Origin of the sequence: Variovorax ureilyticus, from assembly GCF_037889935.1 — a bacterium.
Taxonomy (GTDB): domain Bacteria; phylum Pseudomonadota; class Gammaproteobacteria; order Burkholderiales; family Burkholderiaceae_C; genus Variovorax; species Variovorax ureilyticus.
This window is the reverse complement of the sequence record NZ_JBBKZU010000009.1, coordinates 168,278-194,349: the sequence shown is the minus strand read 5'-3', so window position 1 is coordinate 194,349 and position 26,072 is coordinate 168,278. Positions and strand designations below refer to the sequence as shown.

Sequence of the window (26,072 nt, the reverse complement as noted above, 5' to 3'; positions counted from 1 at the left end):
AACCATGCGCTTTTCAGGCCCAAATCCGCCGCAGACGCCCATGGATCGGGGGCCACGCTACCTTGACCCAACGGGGAAGCGGCCTCGCCGCCCGCTGACCCCCCAAATAGCAAATTTCACAATGGTTGTTGTTTCTGTAAAACACTATATCTAGTGGGTTGTAGACCCCTTGGACCCTAGATATAGTGTGCCCCTGCCTGGCATTTACAGCCGGAAACAAAGGCCAGAGCGGCTCCGCCGTCCACAAGAATTTGCCAAAAGAGGATCGAATGCAAACTGCCCTGAACACCCCTTCCACCGCTCGCGCCGTACCCTCGACAGCGCAAAACCGTGACGTTGCCGGCTCGCCCGCCAGCAACGCACTCGCCCACTACCAGATCATTCGCCGCAACGGCGCAGTGGTTCCTTTCGAGCCGAACAAGATCGCCGTCGCGATGATGAAGGCCTTCCTGGCCGTGCACGGCACCCAGGGTGCCGCCTCGGCCAGCGTGCGCGAGACCGTCGACACGCTGACGCAGAACGTCATGCGCGCGCTGATGCGTTCGCGTCCGGGCGGCGGCACCTTCCACATCGAGGACGTGCAGGATCAGGTCGAACTCGGCCTGATGCGCGGCGGTCACCACGAGATCGCCCGCGCCTACGTCCTGTACCGCGAGCGCCGCGCGCAGGAGCGCACCAAGCAGGGCGAGCAGGAAGTGCCGGCGACCCCGACGCTGCATGTGCTCGACCGCGGCGAACGCGTCGCGCTCGACATCAACGAACTCAAGGGCCTGATCGAATCGGCCTGCGCCGGCCTGGGCGCCAGCATCACCGCCGAGCCCATCGTGGCCGAGACGATGCGCAACCTCTATGACGGCGTGCCGCTCGACGAGGTCTACAAGGCGTCGATCCTCGCTGCCCGCACGCTGATCGAGAAGGACCCCGACTACACCTTCGCCACCGCGCGCCTGCTGCTGCACACGATCTTCAAGGAGATCATCGGCCGCGAAGTGCCGCCCGCCGAGCGCGCACAGGCCTACGCCGACTATTTCCCGCAGTTCATCAAGAAGGGCGTCGACAACGAGCTGCTCGACGAGAAGCTGCTGCAGTTCGACCTGGCGCGCCTGGGTGCCGCACTGAAGCCCGAACGCGACAACCAGTTCGACTACCTCGGCCTGCAGACCCTGTACGACCGCTACTTCCTGCACGTGCGCAAGACCCGCATCGAGCTGCCGCAGGCCTTCTTCATGCGCGTCGCGATGGGCCTGTCGCTCAACGAAATCGACCGCGAGGCCCGCGCGATCGAGTTCTACGAAGTGCTGTCGTCCTTCGACTTCATGTCGAGCACGCCGACCCTCTTCAACAGCGGCACGCTGCGTTCGCAGCTGTCGAGCTGCTACCTGACCACCGTGCCGGACGACCTCGACGGCATCTACGAATCGATCAAGGAAAACGCCCTGCTGTCCAAGTTCGCAGGCGGCCTGGGCAACGACTGGACGCGCGTGCGCGCCCTGGGCAGCCACATCAAGGGCACCAACGGCGAATCGCAGGGCGTGGTGCCCTTCCTGAAGGTGGTGAACGACACCGCCGTCGCGGTCAACCAGGGCGGCAAGCGCAAGGGCGCGGTCTGCACCTACCTCGAAAGCTGGCACCTCGACATCGAGGAATTCCTCGAGCTGCGCAAGAACACCGGCGACGACCGCCGCCGCACGCACGACATGAACACGGCGAACTGGATTCCCGACCTGTTCATGCGCCGCGTGATGGAAAAGGGCAACTGGACGCTGTTCTCGCCGTCGAGCGTGCCCGACCTGCACGACAAGTTCGGCGCCGAGTTCGAAGCGGCCTATGTCGCCTATGAAGAGAAGGCCGCGCGCGGCGACCTCAAGCCGAGCCGCACCCTGCCCGCGACCGACCTCTGGCGCAAGATGCTCACGATGCTGTTCGAAACCGGGCATCCGTGGATCACGTTCAAGGACGCCTGCAACGTGCGCTCGCCCCAACAGCACGCCGGCGTGGTTCACTCGTCGAATCTCTGCACCGAGATCACGCTGAACACTAGCGACACCGAAACCGCGGTCTGCAACCTCGGCTCGGTCAATCTGCTGCAGCACCTGAAGGACGGCAAGGTCGATCAGGAAAAGCTCAAGCGCACCGTCTCCACGGCGATGCGCATGCTCGACAACGTGATCGACATCAACTACTACGCAGTCAAGAAGGCGCGCGACTCGAACCTGCGCCACCGCCCGGTCGGCCTGGGCCTGATGGGCTTCCAGGACGCGCTGTACGAACTGCGCATCCCCTACGCCTCGCAGGAAGCGGTGCAGTTCGCCGACGAATCGATGGAAGCGATCTGCTACTACGCCTACTGGGCCTCGACCGAGCTGGCGCGCGAGCGCGGCAAGTACTCGAGCTACAAGGGCTCGCTGTGGGACAAGGGCGTGCTGCCGCTGGACACGCTCGACCTGCTCGAAAAGGCGCGCGGCGGCTACGTCGAGCTGGACCGCTCGTCCACGCTCGACTGGAACGAGCTGCGCCAGAAGATCAAGGCCGACGGCATGCGCAACTCCAACTGCGTGGCCATCGCACCGACCGCGACCATCTCCAACATCATCGGCGTGGACGCCTCGATCGAGCCCTGCTTCGGCAACCTCTCGGTCAAGTCGAACCTCTCCGGCGAGTTCACGGTCATCAACCACTACCTGGTGCGCGACCTCAAGCGCCTGGGCCTGTGGGACGACGTCATGGTGATGGACCTGAAGCACTTCGACGGCTCGCTGCGCCCGATCGACCGTGTGCCGCAGGACATCAAGGCGCTCTACGCCACCGCGTTCGAGATCGAGACCACCTGGCTCGTCGAAGCCGCGGCACGTCGCCAGAAGTGGATCGACCAGGCGCAGTCGCTGAACATCTACATGGCCGGCGCTTCGGGCAAGAAGTTGGACGACACCTACAAGCTCGCATGGCTGCGCGGCCTGAAGACCACCTACTACCTGCGCACGCAGAGCGCGACGCATGCAGAGAAGTCGACGGTTCAATCGGGTCGACTCAACGCAGTGTCATCGGGCGGCGATGCATCGTCCGGCATGAGCGCACTCGAAGCAGCGGCTCTGGCAGCGCAAGCGCAGATGAATGCGATCCCCGCAACCGACATCGCGTTCTGCGGCGTCGACGATCCGACCTGCGAAGCGTGCCAGTGATGTCGGCATGAAGTTGGCGTGGTTCGCGGCATTGCCTGACAAATTGCGATGCATGCGAACAACATAACGACAACATAATTGGAGCACGATGTGTACGAGCGCTTTGCAACTCACATCGTTGCTCACATAATTTGAGCACTGGATTTTTCTATGTTGACCTGGGACGAAGAAGTCAAGCCCTCCTTGCCAACGAATCTTCAACAAGGATTGCGGCACCCATCGAACAGCGGCACGCAAGTCGGCCGCTCGTCGGAGTTTCCGACTTCGCAAATTGCTCCCCAAGTTTCTTCCGTCGCACCTGTCGCGCATGCATACGCTGACGCTGCTGCAGCGCGTGCGACGCAGACCACCGCGTCGGCCTTGCCCGCGGGCCGCCGCGTCAAGGCAGCCGACAAGCGCATCATCAACGGCCAGACCGACGTCAATCAGCTGGTGCCGTTCAAGTACAAGTGGGCTTGGGAAAAGTACCTCGCCACCTGCGCCAACCACTGGATGCCGCAGGAAGTGAACATGACGCGCGACATCGCGCTCTGGAAGGACCCGAACGGCCTCTCCGAAGACGAACGCCGCATCGTCAAGCGCAACCTCGGCTTCTTCGTGACCGCCGATTCGCTGGCCGCCAACAACATCGTGCTGGGCACCTACCGCCACATCACGGCGCCCGAGTGCCGCCAGTTCCTGTTGCGTCAGGCCTTCGAAGAAGCGATCCACACACACGCCTACCAGTACATCGTCGAATCGCTCGGGCTCGATGAGAGCGAGATCTTCAACGCCTACAACGAGGTCTCGTCGATCCGCGAGAAGGACCAGTTCCTGATCCCGTTCATCGACGCCATCAGCGACCCGAACTTCCACACCGGGACGCCCGAGAACGACCAGAAGCTGCTCAAGTCGCTGATCGTCTTCGCCTGCCTGATGGAAGGTCTCTTCTTCTACGTCGGCTTCACGCAGATCCTTGCGCTCGGCCGCCAGAACAAGATGACCGGCGCCGCCGAGCAGTACCAGTACATCCTGCGCGACGAATCGATGCACTGCAATTTCGGCATCGACCTGATCAACCAACTCAAGCTCGAGAACCCGCACCTCTGGACCGCGGAGTTCAAGGCGGAGATCAAGGCCCTCTTCCTGAAGGCCGTCGAGCTCGAATACCGATATGCCGAAGACACCATGCCGCGCGGCGTGCTCGGCATGAACGCCTCCATGTTCAAGGGCTATCTCCGCTACATCGCCAACCGGCGCGCGCAGCAGATCGGCCTCGAAACGCTCTTCCCGAATGAAGAAAATCCCTTCCCATGGATGAGCGAGATGATTGACCTGAAGAAGGAGCGTAATTTCTTCGAAACCCGTGTGATCGAGTATCAGTCGGGTGGTGCGCTCTCCTGGGATTGATTTTCGACAAGAACAAAGTGAGTTCAGAACTTGCCCTTGCCGACAGACTGCACCAAAGAGTGCGGCATCGGTAGGGCGTCGGTGTTCATGGTGTTGGGGCAGGCCCCAACACCATGGATCGCTCCGCGATGTCCAACATGCGTGGAGTGCTTCAAGAGGTTGATTTTTTCAACTTGATCAAGGAGAAATAGAAATGGCAACTGCAAAGAAAGCGCCGGCCAAGAAGGCCGCTGCGAAGAAGGCTCCTGCGAAGAAGGCTCCTGCCAAGAAGGTAGCGGCCAAGAAGGCTCCGGCGAAGAAGGCCCCTGCCAAGAAGGTAGCGGCCAAGAAGGCGCCGGCGAAGAAGGCTCCTGCCAAGAAGGTAGCGGCCAAGAAGGCCCCGGCAAAGAAGGCTCCTGCCAAGAAGGTAGCGGCCAAGAAGGCCCCGGCGAAGAAGGCCGCTGCCAAGAAGGTAGCAGCCAAGAAGGCGCCTGCCAAGAAGGCCGCCGCCAAGAAGGCCCCTGCGAAAAAGGCTGCAGCCAAGAAGCCTGCCGCCAAGAAAGCAGCGAAAAAGCCTGCTGCCAAGAAGGCCAAGGCCCCCGCGAAGGCTGCTGCCGCTGCCCCCGCCGCTGCTGCTGCTCCTTCCGCCCAGACGACGCTGAATCCCCAGGCAGCATGGCCGTTCCCGACGGCCAGCAAGCCCTGAGTCTTCAATCGCTGTCAAAGAAAAAGCCCGGTGCTCACGCACCGGGCTTTTTTTGTTCCTGGCCGAATTAAAGGCCAAGCGCCGTGCGATCCACCGTGTAATTCTGCGGACCGCGCTGGGCAATTTTGAGTGCGCCCAATTGATTGCCGAGTGCGGCGCAGCGCGCAAGCGGCCATTCCTTTTCCAGCCCGTAAAGCAATGCGCCGCGCCACGCATCGCCGCAGCCCGTCGGCTCGACCACCGCGGCCGGCGTTACAGCCGGAACATGTTCGCGCTCGCCCTGTGTCCAGACCTCGCAGCCTTCGGCGGCCAGCGTCACCACCAGGCCGCGCACGCGCTCGGAGATCTCTCCCAGGCTCCAGCCGGTTCGCTGCGACAGCATCTTGCCTTCGTAGTCGTTGACCACCACCCAGCTCGCGAGATCGACGAAGTGCGCCAGCTCCTTGCCGTCGAACATCGGCAGACCCTGGCCTGGATCGAACACGAACGGGATGCCCGCGGCCTTGAACTGTTCGGCATGCTGCAGCATCGCATCGCGGCCGTCGGGCGCGATGATGCCGATGCGGATGTCCTCGCGCGCTGCGATGCGCGTGATGTGCGCCTGCTGCATCGCGCCCGGGTGGAACGCCGTGATCTGGTTGTTGTCGCGGTCGTTCATGATCATCGCCTGCGCGGTGAAGGTCTCGTCGACCTGGCGAACGAACTCGGTGCTGATGCCCAACGAACGCAGCCGCTCCACGTAGGCATCGCCGTCACTGCCGACAGTGGCCATGGGCAGCGCATGGCCGCCCAGCGCGTTCAGGCTGTAGGCGATGTTGCCCGCGCAACCGCCGAAATCACGGCGCAGGCCAGGGACCAGGAACGACACATTGAGGATGTGCAGCTGGTCGGGAAGAATCTGGTCGGCGAACCGGCCTTCGAAGGTCATGATCGTGTCGAACGCGAGCGAACCGCAAATCACTGCTGCCATGGGTGAACCGTCTGATGGAGTTGTCGAATGAATGGAAGAGGGCGTGGAGCGCTCAAGGATAGAGCGTCTCCACACGAAAGCCGGCTACGGGCGGCATGAGCGCAGCTTCGGGGCCGGTGAACCTGAGCGAAAGCGAAGCCGATCGCTCCGAACGCGCCGGCAGGACATTCGGCGCGCCGAACTCTGCAGGCATGAGCACGCGCCTCACGACGGCGCGCTCCTGCGTGTCGAGCAGCGACAGCTCGACGGCAGGCATCGCGAGCGGCACCTCCGCCGCGTTCCGAAGCGTGAAGCTGAATCGGTAGCCATCGTCGTTCTTCTCGCGCGCGAACGATGCACCATCGACCTTGATGTCGTTGATCTGTCGAAGTGCGGAAACCTCGCAACCCAGTACCTTGCACATGGACTGCAGCGCGGGACGCAGCGATGGCTGCCGCGCGACGATCAGGTCGCGTTCCTGGTAGGCCATCTGCCCCAGCAGGAGGACGACGCCGAGTACAGCGAGCAACCCCATCGCGCTTCGCACTGCGGGACGCTGCCAAAAGCCCTTGGCTGCGTCGGTGCCGAAGAATGCCGGCATTTCGGCAACCATCGGCTCGGTGGAAGGTTCGGGCTCGCTGGCGGACAGCACCACGGGCGCAGTCTCGACAGGCGCGGCCTTCTGCTCGCGGGCCTTGGCCTTCGCGATCTTTGCGGACTTGGCGCGCGCGCGGCGCAGCGCCTTCTGCAGTTGGACATTGCTCCCATCGTCCGGCATGAACCGGGTATTGGTCGCATCCTCCGCCGATGCAGTCGCGGGAACCACCGTTGCGGGAAGGGATGAAGAAGCCAGCGAAAGATCGAGATCGGGAAAGGACAACGGAGGCGGCACTGGCGGACGCACCGCAGCGCGTCCTTCGTCTCCGAGCGACAGCATGTCCGCGGCGGGCCACGCCACGTCGGGAACCATCTCGCCAGCCGGCGTGTGGGCCCGATCCGCATCATCGTCATCCGCCGCCAGCGGGGCCGCCGGCACCGACGCGGGCGCTGGAAGCGCCTGGACTGCAGTCAGCGCCTCTTGCAGATCGTCGAAGAAATCCGTTTCGGCATCGGCCAAGGCGGGCTCGCCGCCCCACTGCTGCGCCTCCGCGGGCGGCTCGACGGGTGCAGGATCACCGGGGGCCGCCATGTCGCCGGGAATCGTCTCGACAACCTCATCCCGCATCGGCACGTCGAGCTCGGACGCAAGCGGCGGCACGGGGGTTTCCACATGGAAACCGGTGGCATCCTGAAGATCCACGGTCGCGTCGAAGACCTGGCTGCAGCGCCCGCATCGCACCCATCCGTCGGAGATGCGAAGCTGGTCCCTGACCACCTTGAAAGGGGTGGCGCACGCAGGGCAGCGGGTGACCAGACTCATGAGGCGCAGATTGTAGGGTCGCGCCCGCGTGAGGCACGACGAGGCCAGAGCCCGCTAGAGCCGGGCCGTCATCAGGATCCAGCCGTCCTCGCTGTCCGAGACTTCGAGCGACGCATAAGGTGCGTAGGCCTGCTTCAGCTCATCGGCCTGCCGCTCGAGGATGCCGGCCAGCACCAGCGAACCGCCCTGCGCCACATAGCCGCACAGCAGAGGCGCGAGCACCTTGAGCGGCGTCGCAAGGATGTTCGCCAGCACGACGTCGTAACGGCCGCTTGCAGCATCCGGCAATCCGGCATTCAGGCGCACGCCGTTCGCGTCGGCATTGAGCCGCGTCGACTCGACTGCGGCCTCATCGATGTCGACTGCATCGATGTCCCTTGCGCCGAACTTCGCAGCGCCGATCGCCAGGATGCCGGAACCGCATCCGTAGTCGAGCACACGCTGTCCGGCGAGATCCCCGCGTGACGCGGTCCAGCGCAGGCACATGCGCGTGGTCGGATGCGTTCCCGTTCCGAACGCCAGACCCGGATCCAGACGGATGACCTGCCGCGCCTGCGCGGGCGGTTCGTGCCAGGTCGGAACGATCCAGAACTCGGGTGTGATTTCGACAGGCGCGAACTGCGACTGGGTGAGCCGCACCCAATCCTGCTCGGGCACGTCCACCACGCCGATCACGCTGCACCCCTCGAAGAAATCCTGCGCCGACAGCACCGACGCGGCCTCCCGCGCCAGCGCCTCTGTCGAGAACAGCGCAATCACCCGCGAACGCTGCCAGCCCTCCTTGGGCGGCGGCATGCCGGGCTCGCCGAACAAGGCTTGCTCCGCATCGGTCTGCGCGTCGGCATCCTCGACCGAGACGCTCAGCGCGTCGAGCGCGTCGAGGGCATCGCTGACGATCTCGACGCTGTCTTCCGGCACCAGCAAACGAAGCTCAAACATCGCAATCCTTCAAGGTACGAAGTGAACAAGCAACGGGGGTGGTCACCGTTTATGCGCGGCCAGCCACTCTTCCAAATAATGGATGTTGGTGCCGCCGTTCATGAAGTTGGCGTCCACCATCAGTTCGCGGTGCAGCGGCATGTTCGTCAGGATGCCTTCGATCACCGTTTCATTGAGCGCCGTGCGCATGCGCGCCATCGCCTGCTCGCGCGTATCGCCGTAGACGATGATCTTGCCGATCATCGAGTCGTAGTTCGGCGGCACGAAGTAGTTGGTGTAGGCATGCGAATCCACGCGCACGCCCGGACCACCGGGCGGATGCCACATCGTGATGCGGCCCGGCGACGGCGTGAACTTGTACGGGTCTTCGGCATTGATGCGGCACTCGATCGCATGGCCGCGCATCTCGATCTGACGCTGCGTGAACGGGAGCTTCTCGCCCGCCGCCACCATGATCTGCGTCTTCACGATGTCGATGCCGGTGGTGAACTCGGTGACCGGGTGCTCCACCTGGACCCGCGTGTTCATCTCGATGAAGTAGAACTCGCCGTTCTCGTAGAGGAACTCGAAGGTGCCGGCGCCACGGTAGCCGATCTTCTTGCAGGCCATGGCGCAACGCTCGCCGATCTTCTCGATCAGCTTGCGCGGAATGCCCGGCGCGGGCGACTCTTCGATGACCTTCTGGTGGCGGCGCTGCATCGAGCAGTCGCGCTCTCCGAGATAGACCGCGTTCTTGTGCTTGTCGGCCAGCACCTGGATCTCGATGTGGCGCGGGTTCTGGAGGAACTTCTCCATGTACACGGACGGGTTGTTGAACGCCGCGCCGGCCTCGGCCTTGGTCATCTGGATCGCATTGATCAGCGCAGCCTCGGTGTGAACGACGCGCATGCCGCGACCACCGCCACCGCCAGCGGCCTTGATGATCACCGGATAGCCGATGGCGCGCGCGATGCGCTTGTTGGCCGCGGCATCGTCCGAGAGTTCGCCGTCGGAGCCGGGCACGCAAGGCACGCCGGCCTTGATCATGGCCTGCTTGGCCGACACCTTGTCGCCCATGATGCGGATCGACTCGGGCGAAGGGCCGATGAACTGGAAGCCGCTCTGCTCCACCCGCTCGGCGAAGTTCGCGTTCTCGCTCAAGAAGCCGTAGCCCGGATGAATGGCCTCGGAGTCCGTCACCTCGGCGGCCGAGATGATGGCGGGCATGTTCAGATAGCTTTGCGACGAAGGCGCGGGGCCGATGCACACCGCTTCTTCAGCCAGCTTGACGTATTTGGCTTCGCGGTCGGCCTCCGAATAGACCATGACCGCCTTGATGCCAAGCTCGCTGCAGGCGCGCTGGATTCTTAACGCGATCTCACCGCGGTTCGCGACCAGGATCTTCTTGAACATGGTCACTCGATGATGAACAGCGGTTGGCCGTATTCGACCGCCTGGCCGTTCTCGCCGAGGATCTGGGTGATGGTGCCCGCCTTGTCGGCCTCGATCTCGTTGAGGATCTTCATCGCTTCGATGATGCAGAGGGTGTCGCCCTCCTTCACCTGGCTGCCGATTTCAACGAATGCCGGGGCTCCGGGGCTGGAGGAGCGGTAGAAGGTGCCGACCATCGGCGACTTGACGGCGTGCCCGGTGGTCGCCGGAGCGGCGGCCGGCGCCGCTGCGGGCGCGGACACACCGGCGATGGCGGGCACTGCGGCCGGGGCGGCAGCAACGGTCTGCACGTACTGGACCGGCGCGGCAGGTCCACCCTTCACGATCCGGACCTTGCCCTCGGTTTCGGTAATTTCCAACTCGGAAATATTGGATTCAGACACCAGGTCGATCAGTGTCTTGAGCTTGCGTAGATCCATGGGACTCCAGCCTCGGCTTTGCCGTTTATTAGAACTTAACTCGCCTGAATTTCGGCTTATTTCGGCGTTTTACCGCCATCTGCCAAATTGGTGGGGCCGGATTCTAGCCGCGATCTCAGGCGCGGCGCCACGTTTGCAGGTCGCTCGGGTCGAGCCTGCCCATTTTACGCGCCGCGACCGAACCGGCAGCATCGACGACCAAAGTGAAGGGTAGGCCGCCTGCGGTATTGCCGAGGTTCTTGACCAATTCCGTGCCCTGCAAGCCCGCCAGTCCGATGGGATAAGTGACCGGGGTCCTCTCCAGGAACTTGCGTACGGCACTTGGCTGATCGATAGCCAATCCGACCACTTGCCAACCGTTGGCGCCATTTTCACGCGAAAAGGCGTCGATCATCGGCATTTCCTCGATGCATGGTGGACACCACGTGGCCCAGAAATTGATCAACAGAGGCTTGCCGCGCAAGCTGGCGAGCGCGAGTTCGCCGCCCTCCGGCCGATCGAAGCGCTGCAACCAGAATGCCTCGTCCAGGCGCTCGCCACCCGGCTGCAAACCTCTGCTGCGCCACCAGGCGCCGCCGATCCCTGCAGCAGCGGCGATCACCGCGACCCCGCCGTAAAGCAGGCCGCGCCGCGTCGAACCCGAGGTCATCCTTGTTCCTTCTCAATCAGCCGCCGAAGCGCCGCGAGGTTGCCGCGCGGCGCGCGACCCTGCGAATCGGGCTTGAGCGCGCCCCTCAGGTCGTCGAGGTCGTACACCATCAGGTGCACGCCGACCTCTTCGCCGAGCGCGCGGCTGGCCGCATGCAGGCTGAGAGCCTCCACCTGCTCGCCGTGAAAACCGGTGACCATGCGCGGCTCGTAGTCCACGTGGTGGTCGATCAGCGCGATTTCGGCGGATTTCGAGTCGTCGCAAAAGAGCTGGATATAGATGTCGGACAGCCGCGTCGCGGTGCCGTGCCAGACGGCGCCACCGATATGCGGACGGAACTCGGCCATGTGCTCCATCCATTCGAGCGCGAGCACGCGCAAGGCGTGCAATTCCTTCGGCTGCGTGTCGGCGCAATAGAGCCGTATGTAGTCGCGGACCTCCGCCTCGATCTCGTCGTTGTTGGGCAGCGCGGTGCGCGCAGGCAGGCCCAGATCGCGCAGCGCGCGGCGTTTCGCGGGGCCGTACTCCAGCCCTTCCTCGACGACGAGGCGAGCCGCAGTGGCGGCGATTTCCTGTTTGGAATCGTCCATCGGGTCATTTTGCCCTCAGTAGCGCGTGGGCAGAAGGCCACAGGCCCGCACCCCTACCGCATCCCTAGAATTGGCCGATGCATATTCACATTCTCGGCATCTGCGGCACCTTCATGGGTGGTGTTGCCGCGCTGGCGCGTGAAGCCGGCCACCAAGTGACCGGCTGCGACGCCGGCGTCTATCCGCCGATGAGCGACCAGTTGCGCGCGCTCGGGATCGACCTCATCGAAGGCTTCGGCGCGGACCAGCTGGCCTTGAAGCCCGACGTCTTCGTGGTGGGCAATGTCGTTTCCCGCGCGCGGCAGGCGGACGGATCGGCCAAATTCCCGCTGATGGAGGCGATCCTCGATGCGGGCGCGAAATACACCAGCGGGCCACAGTGGCTGGCCGAGCATGTGCTGCAGGGCCGCCATGTGCTGGCCGTCGCCGGCACACACGGCAAGACGACCACGACCTCCATGCTGTCCTGGATCCTCGAACGCGCCGGGCTCGCGCCGGGTTTCCTGGTCGGCGGGGTGCCGCTGGACTTCGGGGTCTCCGCCCGCCTCGGCCGGAGCGAAAGCTCCACCTTCGTGATCGAAGCCGACGAATACGACACCGCCTTCTTCGACAAGCGCAGCAAGTTCGTCCACTACCGTCCGCGCACCGCCATCCTGAACAACCTCGAGTTCGACCACGCGGACATCTTCGACGACCTCGCGGCGATCGAACGGCAGTTCCACCATCTCGTGCGAACCGTCCCGGCCAGCGGCCGCCTCGTCGTCAACGCGACCGAAGAAAGCCTGCGCCGCGTTCTGGCCCAGGGATGCTGGAGCCAGCTCGCGCGCTTCGGCGCCGGCGGCGAATGGCAGGCGCAGGGCACGCACGATGCGTTCGAAGTGCTGCGCGCAGGCATCTGCGTCGGCCGCGTCCAGTGGGCACTCACCGGCCAGCACAACCAGATGAACGCGCTCGCGGCGATCGCAGCGGCCGAACATGTGGGCGTGTCGCCGGCCGCCGCCGCCGACGCGCTGGGCAGCTTCCGAAACGTGCGCCGCCGGATGGAACTGCGCGGCGTGGCGAATCGCCCGGAAGGCGCGGTCACCGTGTATGACGATTTCGCCCACCACCCGACCGCGATCCGCACGACCCTCGACGGCCTGCGACTGAAGCTGAACGCGGACGGGCGGAAGGCGGACCGCATCCTCGCCGTCTTCGAGCCCCGCAGCAACACGATGAAGCTGGGCACGATGGCGGCGCAGCTGCCCTGGAGCCTGGAGTCGGCCGACCTATCGTTCTGCCACAGCGGCGGACTCGACTGGGATGCCTCGGCGGCACTGGCGCCGCTGGGCGGGCGTTCGATCGTCGCCGGCAGCATCGAGGCGCTGGTGCCGCAAGTGGTGGCTGCCGCGCGGCCCGGTGATCACATCGTGTGCATGAGCAATGGCGGCTTCGGCGGGATCCACGAAAAGCTGCTTTCCGCGCTGCGCGCATCGCGGTGAATCAAGCGCGGGACTAACATCCGCACCATGCGCGCCCAAGAGCTGATCGAGACCCTGAACCTGCAGCCCCATCCGGAGGGCGGCTGGTACCGCGAGATCTACCGCTCATCGGCGCAGGTACAGCCTCAGGACGGCCGGCCTTCGCGCGATGCGCTGACGACCATCTATTTCCTCCTCGAAGCGCACCAGCATTCGCGCTGGCATCGCGTGCAGTCCGACGAGGTGTGGATCCATCTCGAAGGCGCGCCGCTCGCCCTCTGGACCAGCGACGCCGCACTGCGCACGCCGCCGGCGCATGTGCGGCTGGGGCCGGTCGACGTTCACGGCACCCGACCCCAGCACACGGTGCCGGCCGGGCAGTGGCAGGCTGCCCAGCCGATCAAGTCCCCGGCCGCTGACGACTACACGCTGGTGAGCTGCACCGTCGGCCCCGGCTTCGATTTCGACGACTTCGCTTTCATGCGGCCCGACGGCGACGAAGCCGCCCTGCTCCGGCATCACTGGCCTGAGCTGGCTGCGCTGATCTGAAGCGCACCCGCCCGGGGAGTCACGCGGTCAGCTGCGGCGGCGCTTGACTGCCTGCGACAGCACTTCGAGCACCTGGGTCGAGTCTTCCCAACCCAGGCACGCATCGGTGATGCTCTTGCCGTACTCGAGACCGTCGATGGAGTCCTTGCCCGGCGTGAACTTCTGCGCGCCGGCGTTCAGGTGGCTCTCGATCATCAGCCCGAAGATGCTGCGGCTGCCGCCCGCGATCTGTCCGGCGATGTCCTTCGCGACGTCGATCTGCTTCTGGTGCTGCTTGCTGCTGTTGGCATGGCTGCAGTCGACCATCAGCGTCGGGTGGAGCTTTGCGGCCTCGAGGTCCTTGCAAGCGGCCGCCACGCTCGCGGCGTCGTAGTTGGGCGCCTTGCCGCCGCGCAGGATGACGTGGCAGTCCTTGTTGCCGTTGGTCTGCACGATCGCGACCTGCCCGTTCTTGTGCACCGACAGGAAGTGATGGCCGCGCGCCGCCGCCTGGATCGCATCGGTCGCGATGCGGATGTTGCCGTCGGTGCCGTTCTTGAAGCCGATCGGTGCCGACAAGCCGGAAGCGAGTTCGCGATGCACCTGGCTTTCGGTCGTGCGCGCGCCGATCGCGCCCCATGAGATCAGGTCGCCGATGTACTGCGGCGAGATCACGTCGAGGAACTCGCTGCCCGCCGGCAGCCCCATGCGGTTGATCTCGATCAACAGTTGCCGCGCGATGCGCAGGCCTTCGTCGATACGAAAGCTTTCGTCGAGGTAAGGGTCGTTGATCAGGCCCTTCCAGCCCACCGTGGTGCGCGGCTTCTCGAAGTACACGCGCATGACGATCTCGAGCGTGCCGGCGTACTTTTCGCGCTCGGCCTTCAGGCGTCGCGCGTATTCCAGCGCCGCCGACGGATCATGGATGGAGCAGGGTCCCATCACAATCAGCAACCGATCGTCCTTGCCGGCCATGATGTGGTGGATGGACCGGCGCGTGCCGGTGATGAGCGTTTCGACCTGCGTCCCCCGGATCGGGAAGAAGCGGATCAGGTGTTCTGGAGGGGGCAACACAGTGATGTCCTTGATGCGTTCGTCGTCGGTCCGGCTGGTCTTTTCGACGTTCGCATACCAGGTGTCGCTAGCGGCGGCTTTGGAGCTCATGTGTTGTTCCTTCGGGTGTGTCGTGAATCGTGAGGGCAATAAAAAAACCGCCGGGCTTTTGGCACCGGCGGTTTGGGGAGGTTCTGTTTGTCTGCTTGCTTTACGCGCGCGCCTCTCGTCCGCCGATATTCGGGAACCAAAAGTAGGCAAAGTAATAAGCGCGGGCTGCGGACATGGGAAGGGAATGTAGCACAGGCAACGAAAAAGCGGTGAACTCGCTCACGCAGTCCCGCCGACCGTGAGGCCATCGATGCGCAGGGTGGGCTGGCCGACCCCGACCGGCACGCTCTGGCCTTCCTTGCCGCAGGTGCCCACGCCCGAGTCGAGCGCCATGTCGTTGCCGATCATCTTGACGCGGGTGAGCGCGTCGGGGCCGTTGCCCACCAGCGTCGCGCCCTTGACCGGGTACTGGATCTTGCCGTTCTCCACCCAGTACGCCTCGCTCGCCGAGAACACGAATTTGCCGCTGGTGATGTCGACCTGGCCGCCGCCGAAGTTGACCGCGTACAGCCCCTTCTTGATGCTCGCGACGATTTCATCCGGCGCGTGGCTGCCACCGAGCATGTAGGTGTTCGTCATGCGCGGCATCGGCGAGTGCGCGTAGCTTTCACGCCGGCCGTTGCCGGTGGGCGCGGTCTTCATCAGGCGCGCATTGAGCGCATCCTGGATGTAGCCCTTGAGGATGCCGTCCTCGATCAGCACGTTGCGCTGCGTCGGATTGCCTTCGTCGTCGACATTGAGCGAACCGCGGCGGTCGGCGATGGTGCCGTCGTCGAGCACCGTCACGCCCTTGGCCGCAACCCGTTCGCCGATCCGGCCCGAGAACGCGCTCGAGCCCTTGCGATTGAAGTCGCCCTCCAGCCCGTGGCCGATGGCTTCGTGCAGCAGGATGCCGGGCCAGCCGGGGCCGAGCACGACAGTCATTTCGCCGGCCGGCGCGGGGCGCGAATCCAGATTGGTGAGCGCGGACTTGACCGCCTGGTCGACGTATTCGGCGATGTGCTCGTCATCGAAGTAGGCCAGCCCGAACCGGCCGCCGCCGCCGCCGGACCCGACTTCGCGGCGGCCGTTCTGCTCGGCAATCACGGTCACCGAGAGACGCACCAACGGACGCACATCCGCCGCCAGCGTGCCATCGGCGCGGGCCACGAGCACCACGTCGTATTCGCTCGCGAGCCCTGCCATGACCTGCGAGACACGCGGATCGCGCGAACGCGCGAGCTTCTCGACCTTTTCGAGCAGCTGGACCTTGCCGGTGCTGTCGAGCGTGGCGATCGGGTCGATGCCGCCGTAGAGCGAACGGCTGCCCGCGATCTTGCGTGCCGGCGCCTTCACGCGCGCCGAGCGCCCGGCGGCCGAAATGCTGCGCACCGTGCGCGCCGCATCGAGCAGCGATGCTTCCGAGATGTCGTCCGAATAGGCGAAGGCCGTCTTCTCGCCGCTGACCGCGCGCACGCCGACGCCCTGGTCGATGCTGAAGCTGCCGGTCTTGACGATGCCTTCCTCGAGGCTCCAGCCTTCGCTGCGCGTGTACTGGAAGTAGAGATCGGCGTCATCCACCTTGTGCGCGGCAATCTCGGCGAGCGCATGCGAAAGGTGCGATTCGTCGAGACCGAAAGGCGTGAGCAGGAGTTGCTGCGCCGTGGCGAGGCGCTCGATGGTCGGTTCGCGGGAGATCATCACCGGATTCTAGGCTCGCCCCCCGCAACCGCGCTAAGTCTGAACCAATCGCTTCGCGCGGGCGATGGACATCAGGATGCCGAGCCCCAGGCCCAACGTAACCATCGCGGTGCCGCCATAGCTGATGAAGGGAAGCGGCACACCGACCACGGGCAGGATGCCGCTCACCATGCCCATGTTCACGAAGGCGTAGGTGAAGAAGATCATGGTCACCGCTCCGCCCAGCAGGCGCGAGAAGAGCGTCGGCGCGTCGAGCGCGATGATCAGGCCGCGGAAGATGAGGAAGATGAACGAGGCGATCAGGAACAGGTTGCCGACGAGACCGAACTCCTCGGAGTAAGCCGCGAAGATGAAGTCGGTCGTGCGCTCCGGGATGAACTCGAGGTGCGTCTGCGTGCCCTGCATGAAGCCCTTGCCCGGCACGCCGCCCGAGCCGATCGCGATCATCCCCTGGATGATGTGGAAGCCCTTGCCGAGCGGGTCCTTGGTCGGGTCGAGCAGCGTGCAGACGCGCTGCTTCTGGTAGTCGTGCAGGATCCGCCAGTCGAAGCCGTCGGCGCACAACTGCGACTCGAACCCGACGATCAGGGCCACCGCGATCATCCCGATCACCACCGGCGGCACGATGAGCTTCCAGGGGAGCCCGGCAAAGAAGATCACCGACAGGCCGGTCGCCAGCACCAGCAGCGCGGTGCCGAGATCGGGCTGTTTCATGATGAGCCCGACCGGAATCGCGAGCAGCACCGTCGCCACCACGAAGTCCAGCGCGCGCAATTGGCCCTCGCGTCGCTGGAACCACCAGGCCAGCATCAGCGGCATGGCGATCTTGAGGATTTCGCTCGGCTGGATCACGACGCCCACGTTGATCCAACGCGTCGCGCCCTTCTTGGTGATCCCGAAGAGCGCGACCGCCACCAGCAGCGCCACGCCAAACACATAGAGCGGCGCCGCGAACTTCATCAGTCGCTGCGGCGGCACCTGGGCCACCACGAACATGATGCCGCCGGCGAGCAGCATGTTCCGGCCATGGTCCACGAACCGGGTGCCGTGGTCATAGCCGGACGAATACATCGTCAGCAAGCCGGCACCCGCAAGGAGGAAGACGGCAAAAAGGAGATATCCATCGAAGCCCTGGAACACCGGCAGGAGGCGGCGTGCGAGCGAGGGCTGATGGAGGACGGCTGACATAGCCTTCGATTATCCCCCGCGCCGGCATCGGGCCCCACGGAGAGTAGGTCCGGCGACCGTTCGACGCACTCGGTCTTCGGGGTCATTCAGGGTGCGTTCGGATAATTGCCCTATGAATTCCGCCCCGCACATCACCCACCTGCTTTACCTGCATGGCTTCCGGTCCTCGCCGCAGTCCACCAAGGCCCGACTGATGGCCCAGCATGTCGCCCGGCAGTACCCCATAACGACGTGGTGGTGCCCCCAGCTCCCGCCATCGCCGAAGGCCGCGATCGATCTCGTGATGTCGGGGATCGCCGGCTGGCCACGCGAATCGATGGGCGTCGTGGGCTCGTCGCTTGGCGGCTTCTATGCCACCTGCGTCGCGCAGAAGACGGGGTGCCGCGCCGTGCTGCTCAACCCGGCCGTCCACCCGGCCCGCGACCTGGCCAACTACATCGGCGAGCAGGTGGCCTGGCACCACCCCAACGCGCATTTCTATTTCCGGCCCGAATACATCGACGAGCTGCGCGCGCTCGATGTCGGCCCACTCACGCACCCGGAGCGCGTCTTCGCGGTCATCGCCAAGGGCGACGAGGTGCTGGACTGGCGGGAGATGTCCGGGCGCTATCCCGGAAGCCCGCAGAAGATCGTCGAGGGCGAGGACCACGCGCTGAGCGATTTCGAGCGCCGCCATCTCGGCGACGTGCTGGCCTTCCTGAACCCCTCCTGAGCGCCCCGGCGGCCGGAAGCCGGTGCGCTGCGTGGGACAATCCGCGCCATGTTTGTATTGTTCGAAGAAGCCGGAAAGTACCTCGGCGGCCGCGTCCTCTCGGAGGCCGAGGCATCGGCCCAGGTCGAGTTGGAGACCGGCAAGCGCGTCAAGGTCAAGGGCGCCAACATCGTGCTGCGCTTCGAGAAGCCCGCCCCGGCCGAACTACTGGCCGAAGCGCGCACGCTCGCTGCCGGCGTCGACCTCGACCTGGCCTGGGAATTCGCGCCCGAAGGCGAGTTCGCCTTTGCGGACCTCGCCGCCGAATACTTCCAGGCTCGTCCGACGCTGACCCAGCAGGCCGCGGCGCTGCTCGCGCTTTTCGACGCGCCGCATTACTTCCGGCGCGCTGGCAAGGGCCGCTTCAAGAAGGCCCCTGCAGAGATCCTGCAGCAGGCGCTCGCCGCCATCGAGAAGAAGAAGGCCGTCCAGGCGCAGATCGTCGAATGGTCGACGCAGCTCGCCGCCGGCCAGTGTCCCGCGCCCGTGCGAGAACAGCTCTTCAAGATCCTCTTCAAGCCCGACAAGAACGCGCCCGAATACAAGGCGGTGGTCGAAGCGGCGCGCGCCACCCAGCGTCCGCCGCTCGATCTGCTCAAGCAGGCCGGCGCGATCGATTCGTCCTACCAGTTCCACTGGCATCGCTTCCTGTTCGAGAACTTCCCGAAGGGCACCGGCTTTCCCGCGCTCGACGCGCCGGCCATCGCGGACGAGTTGCCTGTGGCAAAGGTGGAGGCGTTCTCGATCGACGATTCGCACACCACCGAGATCGACGATGCCCTCTCGGTGCAGGGCCTGGGCAGTGGCACCGTGGTGGTCGGCATTCACATCGCCGCGCCGGGCCTCGCGCTGGCGCCGGGCAGTGCGATCGACCAGGTCGCGCGCAACCGCATGTCCACGGTCTACATGCCGGGCCACAAGATCACGATGCTGCCGGACCACGTGGTCGATGCCTACACGCTGCAGGAAGGCCGCGACTGCCCTGCCGTGTCGCTCTACGCCACCTTCGACGAGTCGACGCTCGAGCTGAAATCGACCGAGACGCGCCTCGAACGCGTGCCGATCGTCGCCAACCTGCGCCACGACCAGCTCGACACCGTCATTTCGAAGCAATGGCTCGAGGATGCGTCGGTCAAGGCCGAGAACACGCCCGAGATCGCCGCGCGCGTTCGCGAGCCGCTCACCTTTCTCTTCCGTCTCGCGAAGCATCTGAAGTCGCAGCGCGAAGTGGTTCGCGGCAAACCGGAAACCTTCACCCGGCCCGACTACACCTTCCGGCTCGTCGGCAACGAAGGCGAGCCCACCGGTGCGGAACAGGTGCAGATTTCCACGCGGCAGCGCGGCGCACCGCTCGACCTGATCGTTTCCGAGGCCATGATCCTCGCCAACAGCAGCTGGGGCGGCTGGCTCGCCGAACTGAGCGTGCCCGCCCTCTACCGCAGCCAGGCCAGCCTGCTGCCCGGCATCAAGGTCCGCATGGGCACGCGCGCCCTGCCGCACGCGGGCCTGGGCGTGAAGAGCTACGCCTGGAGCACCTCGCCGCTGCGCCGCTATACCGACCTCGTGAACCAGTGGCAGATCATCGCGGCCGCGCGTCACGGCAGGACCGCCGCGCTCGCCGCGCCCTTCAAGCCCAAGGATGCCGACCTGTTCTCGATCCTCTCCGGCTTCGATGCCGCCTACAGCGCCTACAACGCGCACCAGGGCGGCATGGAACGCTTCTGGACGCTCAAGTACCTCGAGCAGGAAGGCGTCACCGAGCTCGACGCCACGCTCATCAAGGACGTGCCGAACGGCGCCATGGTGCGCGCCGATACCCTGCCGCTCGTGTTCCAGGTGACCGGCACGCAGGGCCTGCAGCGCGGCGCGCGGGTGCGCGTCAAGCTCGGCGAAGTTGACGAGATCGCGTTGGACGTGCACGGCACCGTCATCGCGCGGCTCGACACCGCAGCGGCCGAAGCGGCATCCGAAGACGAAGGCGGCGAAGACGAGGAAGAAGTCGCCGGCCCCATCGCGATCGCGGTGGACCTGACAGACAGCGAATCCGCCGCAGAGAACACGCCTGCCTGAAAGGCCGCCGGAATGCCCCATCAAGCTTCGCGCAAGTCACAGAGCATGAAACGGGCGCGGCCCAATCCAGAAATCCCGCGGAACCGGCTCTGCCGGGCCGCCGGGATTGCCCCCTGGAAGGGGGTGCCCGAGCCACACGAAGTGGGCGAGGCTGGGGGTGAGCCATGAAACTGCGTGACTTCAGCACATTGCAGATTGCGCTGGGCCTGTCGGTGGTGGCCCACGCGGCCTTGCTGACCGTCCGCTTCGTGGACCCCGAGTCCTTCAACCGCGTCTTCAAGGAAACGCCGCTGGAGGTCATCCTGGTCAACGCCAAGACCAATGAACGCCCCGACAAGGCGCGGGCGATCGCGCAGACGTCGCTGGCAGGCGGTGGCGATCTCGACAAGGGCCGGGCCACCAGTCCGCTGCCGCCCTCGACCTTCACCACCATCGGCGATTCGATGGAAGACGCGCAGCGCCAGGTCGAGACGATGCAGCAGCAGCAGATGCTGATGCTGGCGCAGCTCAAGCAGCAGCTCGCCGCGATGCCGACGACGACCGATCCGCGCAGCACGGGCGATCCGAGCGAGGCCGCCGCGCGCGAAGAGAAGCGCCGCCAGCTCGTCGAGCTGCTCGCCGAGATCGAGCGCCGCGTCAACGAAGAGAACGCCCGGCCCAAGAAGCGCTACCTCAGCCCCGCGACGCGCGAAGCCGCCTATGCGGCCTATGTCGATGCGCTGCGGCGCAGGATCGAGGTGCGCGGCACCGAGAACTTCCCCGAAAACGGCGGCAAGAAGCTGTACGGCGAGCTCACGATGATGGTGACGGTCAATTTCGACGGCTCGATCCTCGCGACCGACATCGTCGAAAGCTCCGGCAACAAGGTGCTGGATCGTCGCGCGCAGGCGATCGTCCGCAGCATCGGCAACTTCGGCAAGTTCACCGACGCCATGCGGCGGCAGACCGACCAGATCGTGCTGCCGTCGCGCTTCAAGTTCACCCGCGACGAGACGCTGGAGACCCAGCTCTCGTCCAGATAACGACCACCAGGGAGGCACCGTGGATCTTTACTGTGTGATGGGCAACCCGGTCGAGCACAGCCGCTCGCCGTGGATTCATGCGCGCTTTGCCGAACTGACCGGGCAGCAGCTCGACTACGGCCGGCGCCTCGTGCCGCTCGGCGGTTTCGAAGCCGGCGTGGAAGCCTTCCGCAAGGAGACGTCCGGCATCGCGCGGGGCTGCAACGTCACCGTGCCCTTCAAGTTCGATGCAGCGGCTCTGTCGCAGCACCTGACGCCGCGCGCCGCCCTCGCCCGCGCTGTCAACGTGCTGAGCTTTCGCGAAGACGGCATCCATGGCGACAACAGCGACGGCGTGGGCATCGTCAACGACATCACGCTGCATGCCGGCGTCGCGATCGCCGGCGGCGACCTCCTGCTGCTCGGTGCAGGCGGCGCCTCGGCCGGCGTGCTGGGGCCGTTGATCGAGGCCGGCCCGCGTCGGCTGGTGGTGGCGAATCGCACGCTCGAGAAGGCCATCGCGCTCGTCCAGCGGCACGCTGCGCTGGCGCTGCAGCACCACGTGGCGCTCGAAGCGCAGGCGCTCGATGCGGTTGCCGGCTCGTTCGACGTGCTGGTGAACGCCACCGCCTCCAGCCTGGCGGGCGGCGAAGTGCCCGTGGCCGCCAGCGTGCTCAAGCGCGGCACGCTCGCCGTCGACATGATGTACGGGCCCGCCGCGGCGGGCTTCATGAACTGGGCGCGCGAGCATGGTGCGGTGCCGCGCGACGGCCTCGGCATGCTGGTGGAACAGGCGGCCGAAGCCTTCGAGACCTGGCGCGGCGTGCGTCCGCCGACGGCCCCGGTGCTCGCCGAGTTGCGCGCCATCGTCGAAGCCAAGTGAAGCCGGTCCTGCGCTGGCTCGGCTGCCTGTTGATCGCGGCCTTCGCGCTGCAACTCTTCTTCATCCTGCGCATCGCCGCGATGGCGGTGATCGATCCGGAATCGACCGCGTTCCAGCGTTCCGAAGCCTGGCGGGTCGCCGCCCAGGGCCGCGCCAACGGCGATCGCGACTGGCGGCAGCGCTGGGTGCCCTATGCGCAGATTTCCGATTCGCTCAAGCGCGCGGTGATTGCGAGCGAGGACAGCGAATTCGTCTACCACCAGGGCGTGGAGTGGGAGGCCATCGAGCGCGCCCGCCAGCGCAACGCCAAGGCCGAGGAGATCGCCGCCAGGCGCGCGGCGCAGATGCGTGCACGCGGCAGGGAACCGCGCCCGCCGCAACTGCGCGGCGGCTCCACCATCACCCAGCAGCTCGCGAAGAACCTGCTGCTGTCGAGCGAACGCACCATGCTGCGCAAAGCGCAGGAGCTGGCGCTCGCGACCGCGCTCGAAATCCTGCTGAGCAAGCAGCGCATCCTCGAGATCTATCTCAACAACGTGGAATGGGGCGAAGGCATCTTCGGTGCAGAAGCCGCCTCCCAGCACTACTTCCGCAAGCCGGCCGCGCGCCTCACCACGAGCGAAGCGGCACGTCTGGCCGTCATGCTGCCGAGCCCGAAGTTCTTCGAACGCCGGCAGGGGTCGGGCTACCTCGCGGGCCGCGCCGCCTCGATCCTCGCGCGCATGCCGGCCGCCGAGTTGCCCTGAGCATCGGCGGGCGAGCCAGCCTTCCGCTCTGTTGCCGCCGCGGGAAGCCGTCCTCGCCATTGCGCCCAGCGTGCCAAAGCCGCCCGGCCCTTGGTACGGACCGGCCGGTCGATCAGGTGGTACGAAAGTGCAGCCAACGCCACGGCCAGCGCGCCGCCCCCGATCAGGATGGCGGGCCGGCTGAATCCCCTCTCGCGCATCCAGAACATCAAGGGGGCATGCCACAAGTAGATGCCATATGAAAGGCGCCCCAGGTAGGCGAGGGGTGCCCAGGCCAGCAGCCGCGATTCGTGGCTGGAATGAAAGGCGCAGAGCACAAGGATCGCCGCCGCCACTTCAGCGACCGGGGCTGCGAGGCCGAGGCCGTACATCAGCCCCCAGCTCGGCGGTGCCGCGGCGAACAGCAGCAGGACGAGCGCGAGGACGCCCGCGTACTTCGGCGGCGCCTGGGTCGGCATCAACGCCAGCATGCAGCCGAGGATGATGCCGCTCGCCCGCGTGTCGAACCGGAAATAGGTCGGATACCAACCGAGGGCCGACAGGTTCAGCAGGCGCCACATGAAGGCCACGAGATAGAGCATCAGCATCACGCGGACCGGGTTGCGCGAGCGCAGGACGAAGGGAAGCGCGAGCGGCCACAGCACGTAGAAGTGCTCCTCGACGGCAAGCGACCATGTGTAGGTCAGCGGTGACGGCACGTAGTGCAGCGCTTGTGCATAGTCGCTGAGGTAGAGCCCCGCCAGCGCCGCGTCGCGCCAGATCGGAATGTCGGGCCAGAGAATGTGCCCCGGCAAGGTCACGCAGGCCAGCACGATCAGGAACGGGGGATACAGCCGCAACGCCCTGCGCCCATAGAAGCTCGCCAGATCGAGGCGCCCGTGCTGCGCCATCTCGCTTGCCAGCAGCTTGGTGATCAGGAAGCCCGACAGCACGAAGAACACGTCCACCCCGAGGTAGCCACCGCCCGTGGGATGGAATCCGCTGTGAAAGACCAGCACCATCGCGATCGCGATGGCGCGGATTCCGTCGAGCGCAGGCAGGTAGCCCAGCCGCACCTCGTGCGGCGGTTTGGTGTCCATGAAGATTCCTTCCGGCTGGATCGGGCCGAAATCGGCGGGCGGATCACCTTGCGTCGCGTCGACGTGTCCTGCCTGTAGGAATCGGCCCCTGCCTGCTGTAGGCCCGGCGAGGACGCGGAAACCAGCAACATATGATCAGCCATGCTTGCCGCAAAGTTCATGGGATGGGGGTTGCTGTCCGCCATCCGACTGCTCACGGGTGCCCAGGCGCGCTGGTGGGGTTGTCCGCCGAAGGCCGAGCAGCGCATCTACTTCGCCAACCATCAAAGCCATCTCGACCTCGTGATGATCTGGGCCGCGTTGCCGCAGGAACTGCGCAGCATCACGCGGCCGATCGCGGCGCGCGACTACTGGGCGACCACGCCGTTCAAGCGCTGGATCACGACGGAGGTCTTCAACGCGGTCTACGTGGAGCGCGGCGCAAGCGCGGCCGTGGGACAGCCGGCCATTCCCGGGAGCGCCGAGGCGCTCGCCCCCCTTCAGCCGCTGATCGAAGCCCTGCGAAGCGGGGACTCGATCATCATCTTTCCCGAAGGAACGCGCGGCAACACCGGCGAACCGCAGAAGTTCAAGTCGGGCCTGTTCACGCTGGCGCAGATGTTCCCCGAGGTCGTGCTGGTGCCGGCATGGATCGACAACGTGCAGCGCGTGATGCCCAAGGGCGAAGTGGTGCCGGTGCCGATCCTGTGCTCGGTGACCTTTGGCGCGCCGATCCGGCTTGAAGCGGGCGAGGAACGCCGCCCGTTCCTCGATCGCGCCCGCGAGGCGGTGATTGCATTGCGCGATGTCTAGGGCCGTCTCTCCATGAACGAATTCCTGCGCAGTCTCACGCCGACCCAACAGGTCGCGATGCTCTTCTTCATCGTGTTCGGGATCCTTTTCGTGGTCAGCTCGGCCACGTTCCTGCTGAGCCTGAGGGAAAGGCGCAACCCGGTCCACGACGAGATCTGGCAGCGCGAGCTGCAGCATTTCCGCTCGCTGCTGAGCACGAGCTGGCTCATGGCGATCATCTTCTGGATCGGCTGGGCGTTGGGCGCTACGGTCGCGACGGTGCTCTTTGCGCTCATCTCCTTCTTCGCGCTGCGCGAGTTCATCACACTGTCGCCTACGCGGCGCGGGGATCACCGCAGCCTGATCCTGGCCTTCTTCGTCGTGCTGCCGATCCAGTTCTGGCTGGTCGCCACCGCGCACTTCGATCTCTTCACCGTTTTCATCCCGGTGTACGTGTTTCTGGCGATACCGGTCGTGAGCGCGCTCGCGGACGACCCGAGCCACTTCCTCGAACGCAATGCCAAGCTGCAATGGGGCATCATGGTCTGCGTCTACGGGCTCAGCCATGTGCCGGCGCTGCTGCTGCTTTCCTTTCCACGCTACGAGGGCAAGAGTGCGTTCCTGGTGTTCTATCTGGTGGTCGTCGTGCAGACCTGCATGCTGGTGCAGCACCTCGTCTCGCGCCGCAAGTCGATGCCGGCCACCGGCGCGCCTTCGAACGAGATACCCAAGGGCTTGCTGGGGCCGCTCAGGCATCGCCTCTTCATGCAGCCGCCCTTCGCGCCCAATGTCAGCCGCAGCTTCAACTGGACGAGCTGGGCGCTCGGCATGGTGATCGCGAGCCTGTTCGGCGCGCTGCTCTCGTTCATCACGCCGTTCAAGTACGGGCAGGCGCTCGCGATGTCGCTGATCGCCTGCGCGGCGGGCTCCATGGGCCACCTGGTGATGAAGGCGCTCAAGCGCGACCGCGGCATCCCCAACTGGGGCCAGCGCGGCGTGGGGGTAACCGGCGCCAATGGGCTGCTCGACCGCGTGGATGCGCTGTGCTTTGCGGCCCCGGTGTTCTTCCATGCCGTACGTTGGTACTTCAACGCCTAAGGA

The 26,072-nt window shown here is 65.4% G+C and carries 23 protein-coding genes; 12 read left to right on the top strand and 11 right to left on the bottom strand.

Annotated elements, in window-relative coordinates:
• Positions 1-269: 269 nt before the first annotated feature.
• The 3 genes from WKW77_RS21130 to WKW77_RS21120 all read left to right on the top strand — a co-directional run bounded on the left by WKW77_RS21130 (position 270) and on the right by WKW77_RS21120 (position 5,253).
• Positions 270-3,179, top strand: a complete 2,910-nt coding sequence (locus WKW77_RS21130; RefSeq protein ID WP_340358842.1) for a ribonucleoside-diphosphate reductase subunit alpha — start codon at positions 270-272, stop codon at positions 3,177-3,179.
• Positions 3,180-3,329: 150 nt separating this feature from the next.
• Positions 3,330-4,568 carry a ribonucleotide-diphosphate reductase subunit beta gene (locus WKW77_RS21125; protein ID WP_340358841.1) on the top strand — a complete coding sequence of 413 codons (1,239 nt, stop codon included), beginning with the start codon at positions 3,330-3,332 and terminating at the stop codon, positions 4,566-4,568.
• 193 nt (positions 4,569-4,761) lie between these two features.
• Positions 4,762-5,253 (top strand): histone H1-like DNA-binding protein, encoded by a 492-nt coding sequence (locus WKW77_RS21120; protein ID WP_340358840.1) that lies wholly within the window; start codon positions 4,762-4,764, stop codon positions 5,251-5,253.
• A 67-nt stretch (positions 5,254-5,320) separates the two neighbouring features.
• Here the strand turns inward: WKW77_RS21120 and WKW77_RS21115 are convergent, their stop codons facing one another.
• From WKW77_RS21115 to WKW77_RS21085, 7 genes are all read right to left on the bottom strand, one after another.
• Positions 5,321-6,223, bottom strand: a complete 903-nt coding sequence (locus WKW77_RS21115; protein ID WP_340358839.1) for a carbohydrate kinase family protein — start codon at positions 6,221-6,223, stop codon at positions 5,321-5,323.
• A gap of 52 nt (positions 6,224-6,275) precedes the next feature.
• The gene (locus WKW77_RS21110) at positions 6,276-7,622 is read right to left on the bottom strand and encodes a zinc-ribbon and DUF3426 domain-containing protein (RefSeq protein ID WP_340358838.1); all 1,347 of its coding nucleotides are present in this window, start codon (positions 7,620-7,622) and stop codon (positions 6,276-6,278) included.
• A 54-nt stretch (positions 7,623-7,676) separates the two neighbouring features.
• Positions 7,677-8,561: a 50S ribosomal protein L11 methyltransferase gene (gene prmA / locus WKW77_RS21105; RefSeq protein ID WP_340358837.1), complete on the bottom strand. Its 885-nt coding sequence runs from the start codon at positions 8,559-8,561 to the stop codon at positions 7,677-7,679.
• A gap of 42 nt (positions 8,562-8,603) precedes the next feature.
• On the bottom strand, positions 8,604-9,953 hold the full coding sequence (gene accC, locus WKW77_RS21100; protein WP_340358836.1) for an acetyl-CoA carboxylase biotin carboxylase subunit: 1,350 nt from the start codon (positions 9,951-9,953) through the stop codon (positions 8,604-8,606).
• A gap of 2 nt (positions 9,954-9,955) precedes the next feature.
• Positions 9,956-10,411: an acetyl-CoA carboxylase biotin carboxyl carrier protein gene (gene accB / locus WKW77_RS21095; RefSeq protein ID WP_340358835.1), complete on the bottom strand. Its 456-nt coding sequence runs from the start codon at positions 10,409-10,411 to the stop codon at positions 9,956-9,958.
• A 115-nt stretch (positions 10,412-10,526) separates the two neighbouring features.
• The gene (locus WKW77_RS21090) at positions 10,527-11,060 is read right to left on the bottom strand and encodes a TlpA family protein disulfide reductase (RefSeq protein ID WP_340358834.1); all 534 of its coding nucleotides are present in this window, start codon (positions 11,058-11,060) and stop codon (positions 10,527-10,529) included.
• The gene (locus tag WKW77_RS21085; RefSeq protein WP_340358833.1) at positions 11,057-11,650 is read right to left on the bottom strand and encodes a hypothetical protein; all 594 of its coding nucleotides are present in this window, start codon (positions 11,648-11,650) and stop codon (positions 11,057-11,059) included. Before WKW77_RS21085 ends, WKW77_RS21090 begins: the two co-directional genes overlap by 4 nt.
• Before the next feature lie 77 nt (positions 11,651-11,727).
• Here WKW77_RS21085 and mpl point away from each other — a divergent pair, with 77 nt between their 5' ends.
• Both mpl and WKW77_RS21075 read left to right on the top strand, forming a co-directional pair.
• Complete coding sequence (mpl, locus tag WKW77_RS21080) at positions 11,728-13,131, top strand: UDP-N-acetylmuramate:L-alanyl-gamma-D-glutamyl-meso-diaminopimelate ligase (protein ID WP_340358832.1); 1,404 nt, start codon at positions 11,728-11,730, stop codon at positions 13,129-13,131.
• Positions 13,132-13,158: 27 nt separating this feature from the next.
• Positions 13,159-13,659 (top strand): cupin domain-containing protein, encoded by a 501-nt coding sequence (locus WKW77_RS21075; protein WP_422823239.1) that lies wholly within the window; start codon positions 13,159-13,161, stop codon positions 13,657-13,659.
• Positions 13,660-13,686: 27 nt separating this feature from the next.
• Here WKW77_RS21075 and WKW77_RS21070 read toward each other — a convergent pair whose 3' ends face one another.
• The 3 genes from WKW77_RS21070 to rodA form a co-directional block, all read right to left on the bottom strand.
• Complete coding sequence (locus tag WKW77_RS21070) at positions 13,687-14,802, bottom strand: 3-deoxy-7-phosphoheptulonate synthase (protein ID WP_340358831.1); 1,116 nt, start codon at positions 14,800-14,802, stop codon at positions 13,687-13,689.
• Between the two features lie 219 nt (positions 14,803-15,021).
• Complete coding sequence (tldD, locus tag WKW77_RS21065) at positions 15,022-16,482, bottom strand: metalloprotease TldD (RefSeq protein ID WP_340358830.1); 1,461 nt, start codon at positions 16,480-16,482, stop codon at positions 15,022-15,024.
• A 33-nt stretch (positions 16,483-16,515) separates the two neighbouring features.
• Positions 16,516-17,670 (bottom strand): rod shape-determining protein RodA, encoded by a 1,155-nt coding sequence (gene rodA / locus WKW77_RS21060; protein ID WP_340358829.1) that lies wholly within the window; start codon positions 17,668-17,670, stop codon positions 16,516-16,518.
• A gap of 112 nt (positions 17,671-17,782) precedes the next feature.
• Here rodA and WKW77_RS21055 point away from each other — a divergent pair, with 112 nt between their 5' ends.
• The 5 genes from WKW77_RS21055 (at position 17,783) to mtgA (ending at position 23,121) form a co-directional block, all read left to right on the top strand.
• Positions 17,783-18,382 (top strand): YqiA/YcfP family alpha/beta fold hydrolase, encoded by a 600-nt coding sequence (locus WKW77_RS21055; RefSeq protein WP_340358828.1) that lies wholly within the window; start codon positions 17,783-17,785, stop codon positions 18,380-18,382.
• A gap of 48 nt (positions 18,383-18,430) precedes the next feature.
• Positions 18,431-20,491 carry a ribonuclease catalytic domain-containing protein gene (locus tag WKW77_RS21050; RefSeq protein ID WP_340358827.1) on the top strand — a complete coding sequence of 687 codons (2,061 nt, stop codon included), beginning with the start codon at positions 18,431-18,433 and terminating at the stop codon, positions 20,489-20,491.
• 164 nt (positions 20,492-20,655) lie between these two features.
• Complete coding sequence (locus tag WKW77_RS21045) at positions 20,656-21,513, top strand: energy transducer TonB (RefSeq protein ID WP_340358826.1); 858 nt, start codon at positions 20,656-20,658, stop codon at positions 21,511-21,513.
• 19 nt (positions 21,514-21,532) lie between these two features.
• Positions 21,533-22,375: a shikimate dehydrogenase gene (gene aroE, locus WKW77_RS21040; RefSeq protein WP_340358825.1), complete on the top strand. Its 843-nt coding sequence runs from the start codon at positions 21,533-21,535 to the stop codon at positions 22,373-22,375.
• Complete coding sequence (gene mtgA / locus WKW77_RS21035) at positions 22,372-23,121, top strand: monofunctional biosynthetic peptidoglycan transglycosylase (RefSeq protein WP_340358824.1); 750 nt, start codon at positions 22,372-22,374, stop codon at positions 23,119-23,121. Before aroE ends, mtgA begins: the two co-directional genes overlap by 4 nt.
• Here mtgA and WKW77_RS21030 read toward each other — a convergent pair.
• On the bottom strand, positions 23,061-24,200 hold the full coding sequence (locus tag WKW77_RS21030) for an acyltransferase family protein (RefSeq protein ID WP_340358823.1): 1,140 nt from the start codon (positions 24,198-24,200) through the stop codon (positions 23,061-23,063). The genes mtgA and WKW77_RS21030 overlap by 61 nt on opposite strands.
• A 141-nt stretch (positions 24,201-24,341) precedes the next feature.
• On the opposite strand from WKW77_RS21030, the gene WKW77_RS21025 reads away from it, so the two are divergent.
• Both WKW77_RS21025 and WKW77_RS21020 read left to right on the top strand, forming a co-directional pair.
• Positions 24,342-24,992: a lysophospholipid acyltransferase family protein gene (locus WKW77_RS21025; RefSeq protein WP_340358822.1), complete on the top strand. Its 651-nt coding sequence runs from the start codon at positions 24,342-24,344 to the stop codon at positions 24,990-24,992.
• Positions 24,993-25,004: 12 nt separating this feature from the next.
• Positions 25,005-26,069 carry a phosphatidate cytidylyltransferase gene (locus WKW77_RS21020; RefSeq protein ID WP_340358821.1) on the top strand — a complete coding sequence of 355 codons (1,065 nt, stop codon included), beginning with the start codon at positions 25,005-25,007 and terminating at the stop codon, positions 26,067-26,069.
• Positions 26,070-26,072: the final 3 nt, after the last annotated feature.

Excerpts from the sequence above, each read along its gene's own strand:
- WKW77_RS21055 (WP_340358828.1), top strand. The coding sequence starts at position 17,783 with ATGAATTCCGCCCCGCACATCACCCACCTGCTTTACCTGCATGGCTTC.
- accC (WP_340358836.1), bottom strand. The coding sequence starts at position 9,953 with ATGTTCAAGAAGATCCTGGTCGCGAACCGCGGTGAGATCGCGTTAAGA.
- WKW77_RS21075 (WP_422823239.1), top strand. The coding sequence starts at position 13,159 with ATGCGCGCCCAAGAGCTGATCGAGACCCTGAACCTGCAGCCCCATCCG.
- WKW77_RS21090 (WP_340358834.1), bottom strand. The coding sequence starts at position 11,060 with ATGACCTCGGGTTCGACGCGGCGCGGCCTGCTTTACGGCGGGGTCGCG.
- rodA (WP_340358829.1), bottom strand. The coding sequence starts at position 17,670 with ATGTCAGCCGTCCTCCATCAGCCCTCGCTCGCACGCCGCCTCCTGCCG.
- tldD (WP_340358830.1), bottom strand. The coding sequence starts at position 16,482 with ATGATCTCCCGCGAACCGACCATCGAGCGCCTCGCCACGGCGCAGCAA.
- WKW77_RS21125 (WP_340358841.1), top strand. The coding sequence starts at position 3,330 with ATGTTGACCTGGGACGAAGAAGTCAAGCCCTCCTTGCCAACGAATCTT.
- WKW77_RS21115 (WP_340358839.1), bottom strand. The coding sequence starts at position 6,223 with ATGGCAGCAGTGATTTGCGGTTCGCTCGCGTTCGACACGATCATGACC.
- WKW77_RS21130 (WP_340358842.1), top strand. The coding sequence starts at position 270 with ATGCAAACTGCCCTGAACACCCCTTCCACCGCTCGCGCCGTACCCTCG.
- WKW77_RS21070 (WP_340358831.1), bottom strand. The coding sequence starts at position 14,802 with ATGAGCTCCAAAGCCGCCGCTAGCGACACCTGGTATGCGAACGTCGAA.
- WKW77_RS21050 (WP_340358827.1), top strand. The coding sequence starts at position 18,431 with ATGTTTGTATTGTTCGAAGAAGCCGGAAAGTACCTCGGCGGCCGCGTC.
- WKW77_RS21020 (WP_340358821.1), top strand. The coding sequence starts at position 25,005 with ATGAACGAATTCCTGCGCAGTCTCACGCCGACCCAACAGGTCGCGATG.
- mpl (WP_340358832.1), top strand. The coding sequence starts at position 11,728 with ATGCATATTCACATTCTCGGCATCTGCGGCACCTTCATGGGTGGTGTT.
- accB (WP_340358835.1), bottom strand. The coding sequence starts at position 10,411 with ATGGATCTACGCAAGCTCAAGACACTGATCGACCTGGTGTCTGAATCC.
- WKW77_RS21120 (WP_340358840.1), top strand. The coding sequence starts at position 4,762 with ATGGCAACTGCAAAGAAAGCGCCGGCCAAGAAGGCCGCTGCGAAGAAG.
- WKW77_RS21030 (WP_340358823.1), bottom strand. The coding sequence starts at position 24,200 with ATGGACACCAAACCGCCGCACGAGGTGCGGCTGGGCTACCTGCCTGCG.
- WKW77_RS21110 (WP_340358838.1), bottom strand. The coding sequence starts at position 7,622 with ATGAGTCTGGTCACCCGCTGCCCTGCGTGCGCCACCCCTTTCAAGGTG.
- WKW77_RS21045 (WP_340358826.1), top strand. The coding sequence starts at position 20,656 with ATGAAACTGCGTGACTTCAGCACATTGCAGATTGCGCTGGGCCTGTCG.
- WKW77_RS21085 (WP_340358833.1), bottom strand. The coding sequence starts at position 11,650 with ATGGACGATTCCAAACAGGAAATCGCCGCCACTGCGGCTCGCCTCGTC.
- prmA (WP_340358837.1), bottom strand. The coding sequence starts at position 8,561 with ATGTTTGAGCTTCGTTTGCTGGTGCCGGAAGACAGCGTCGAGATCGTC.
- WKW77_RS21025 (WP_340358822.1), top strand. The coding sequence starts at position 24,342 with ATGCTTGCCGCAAAGTTCATGGGATGGGGGTTGCTGTCCGCCATCCGA.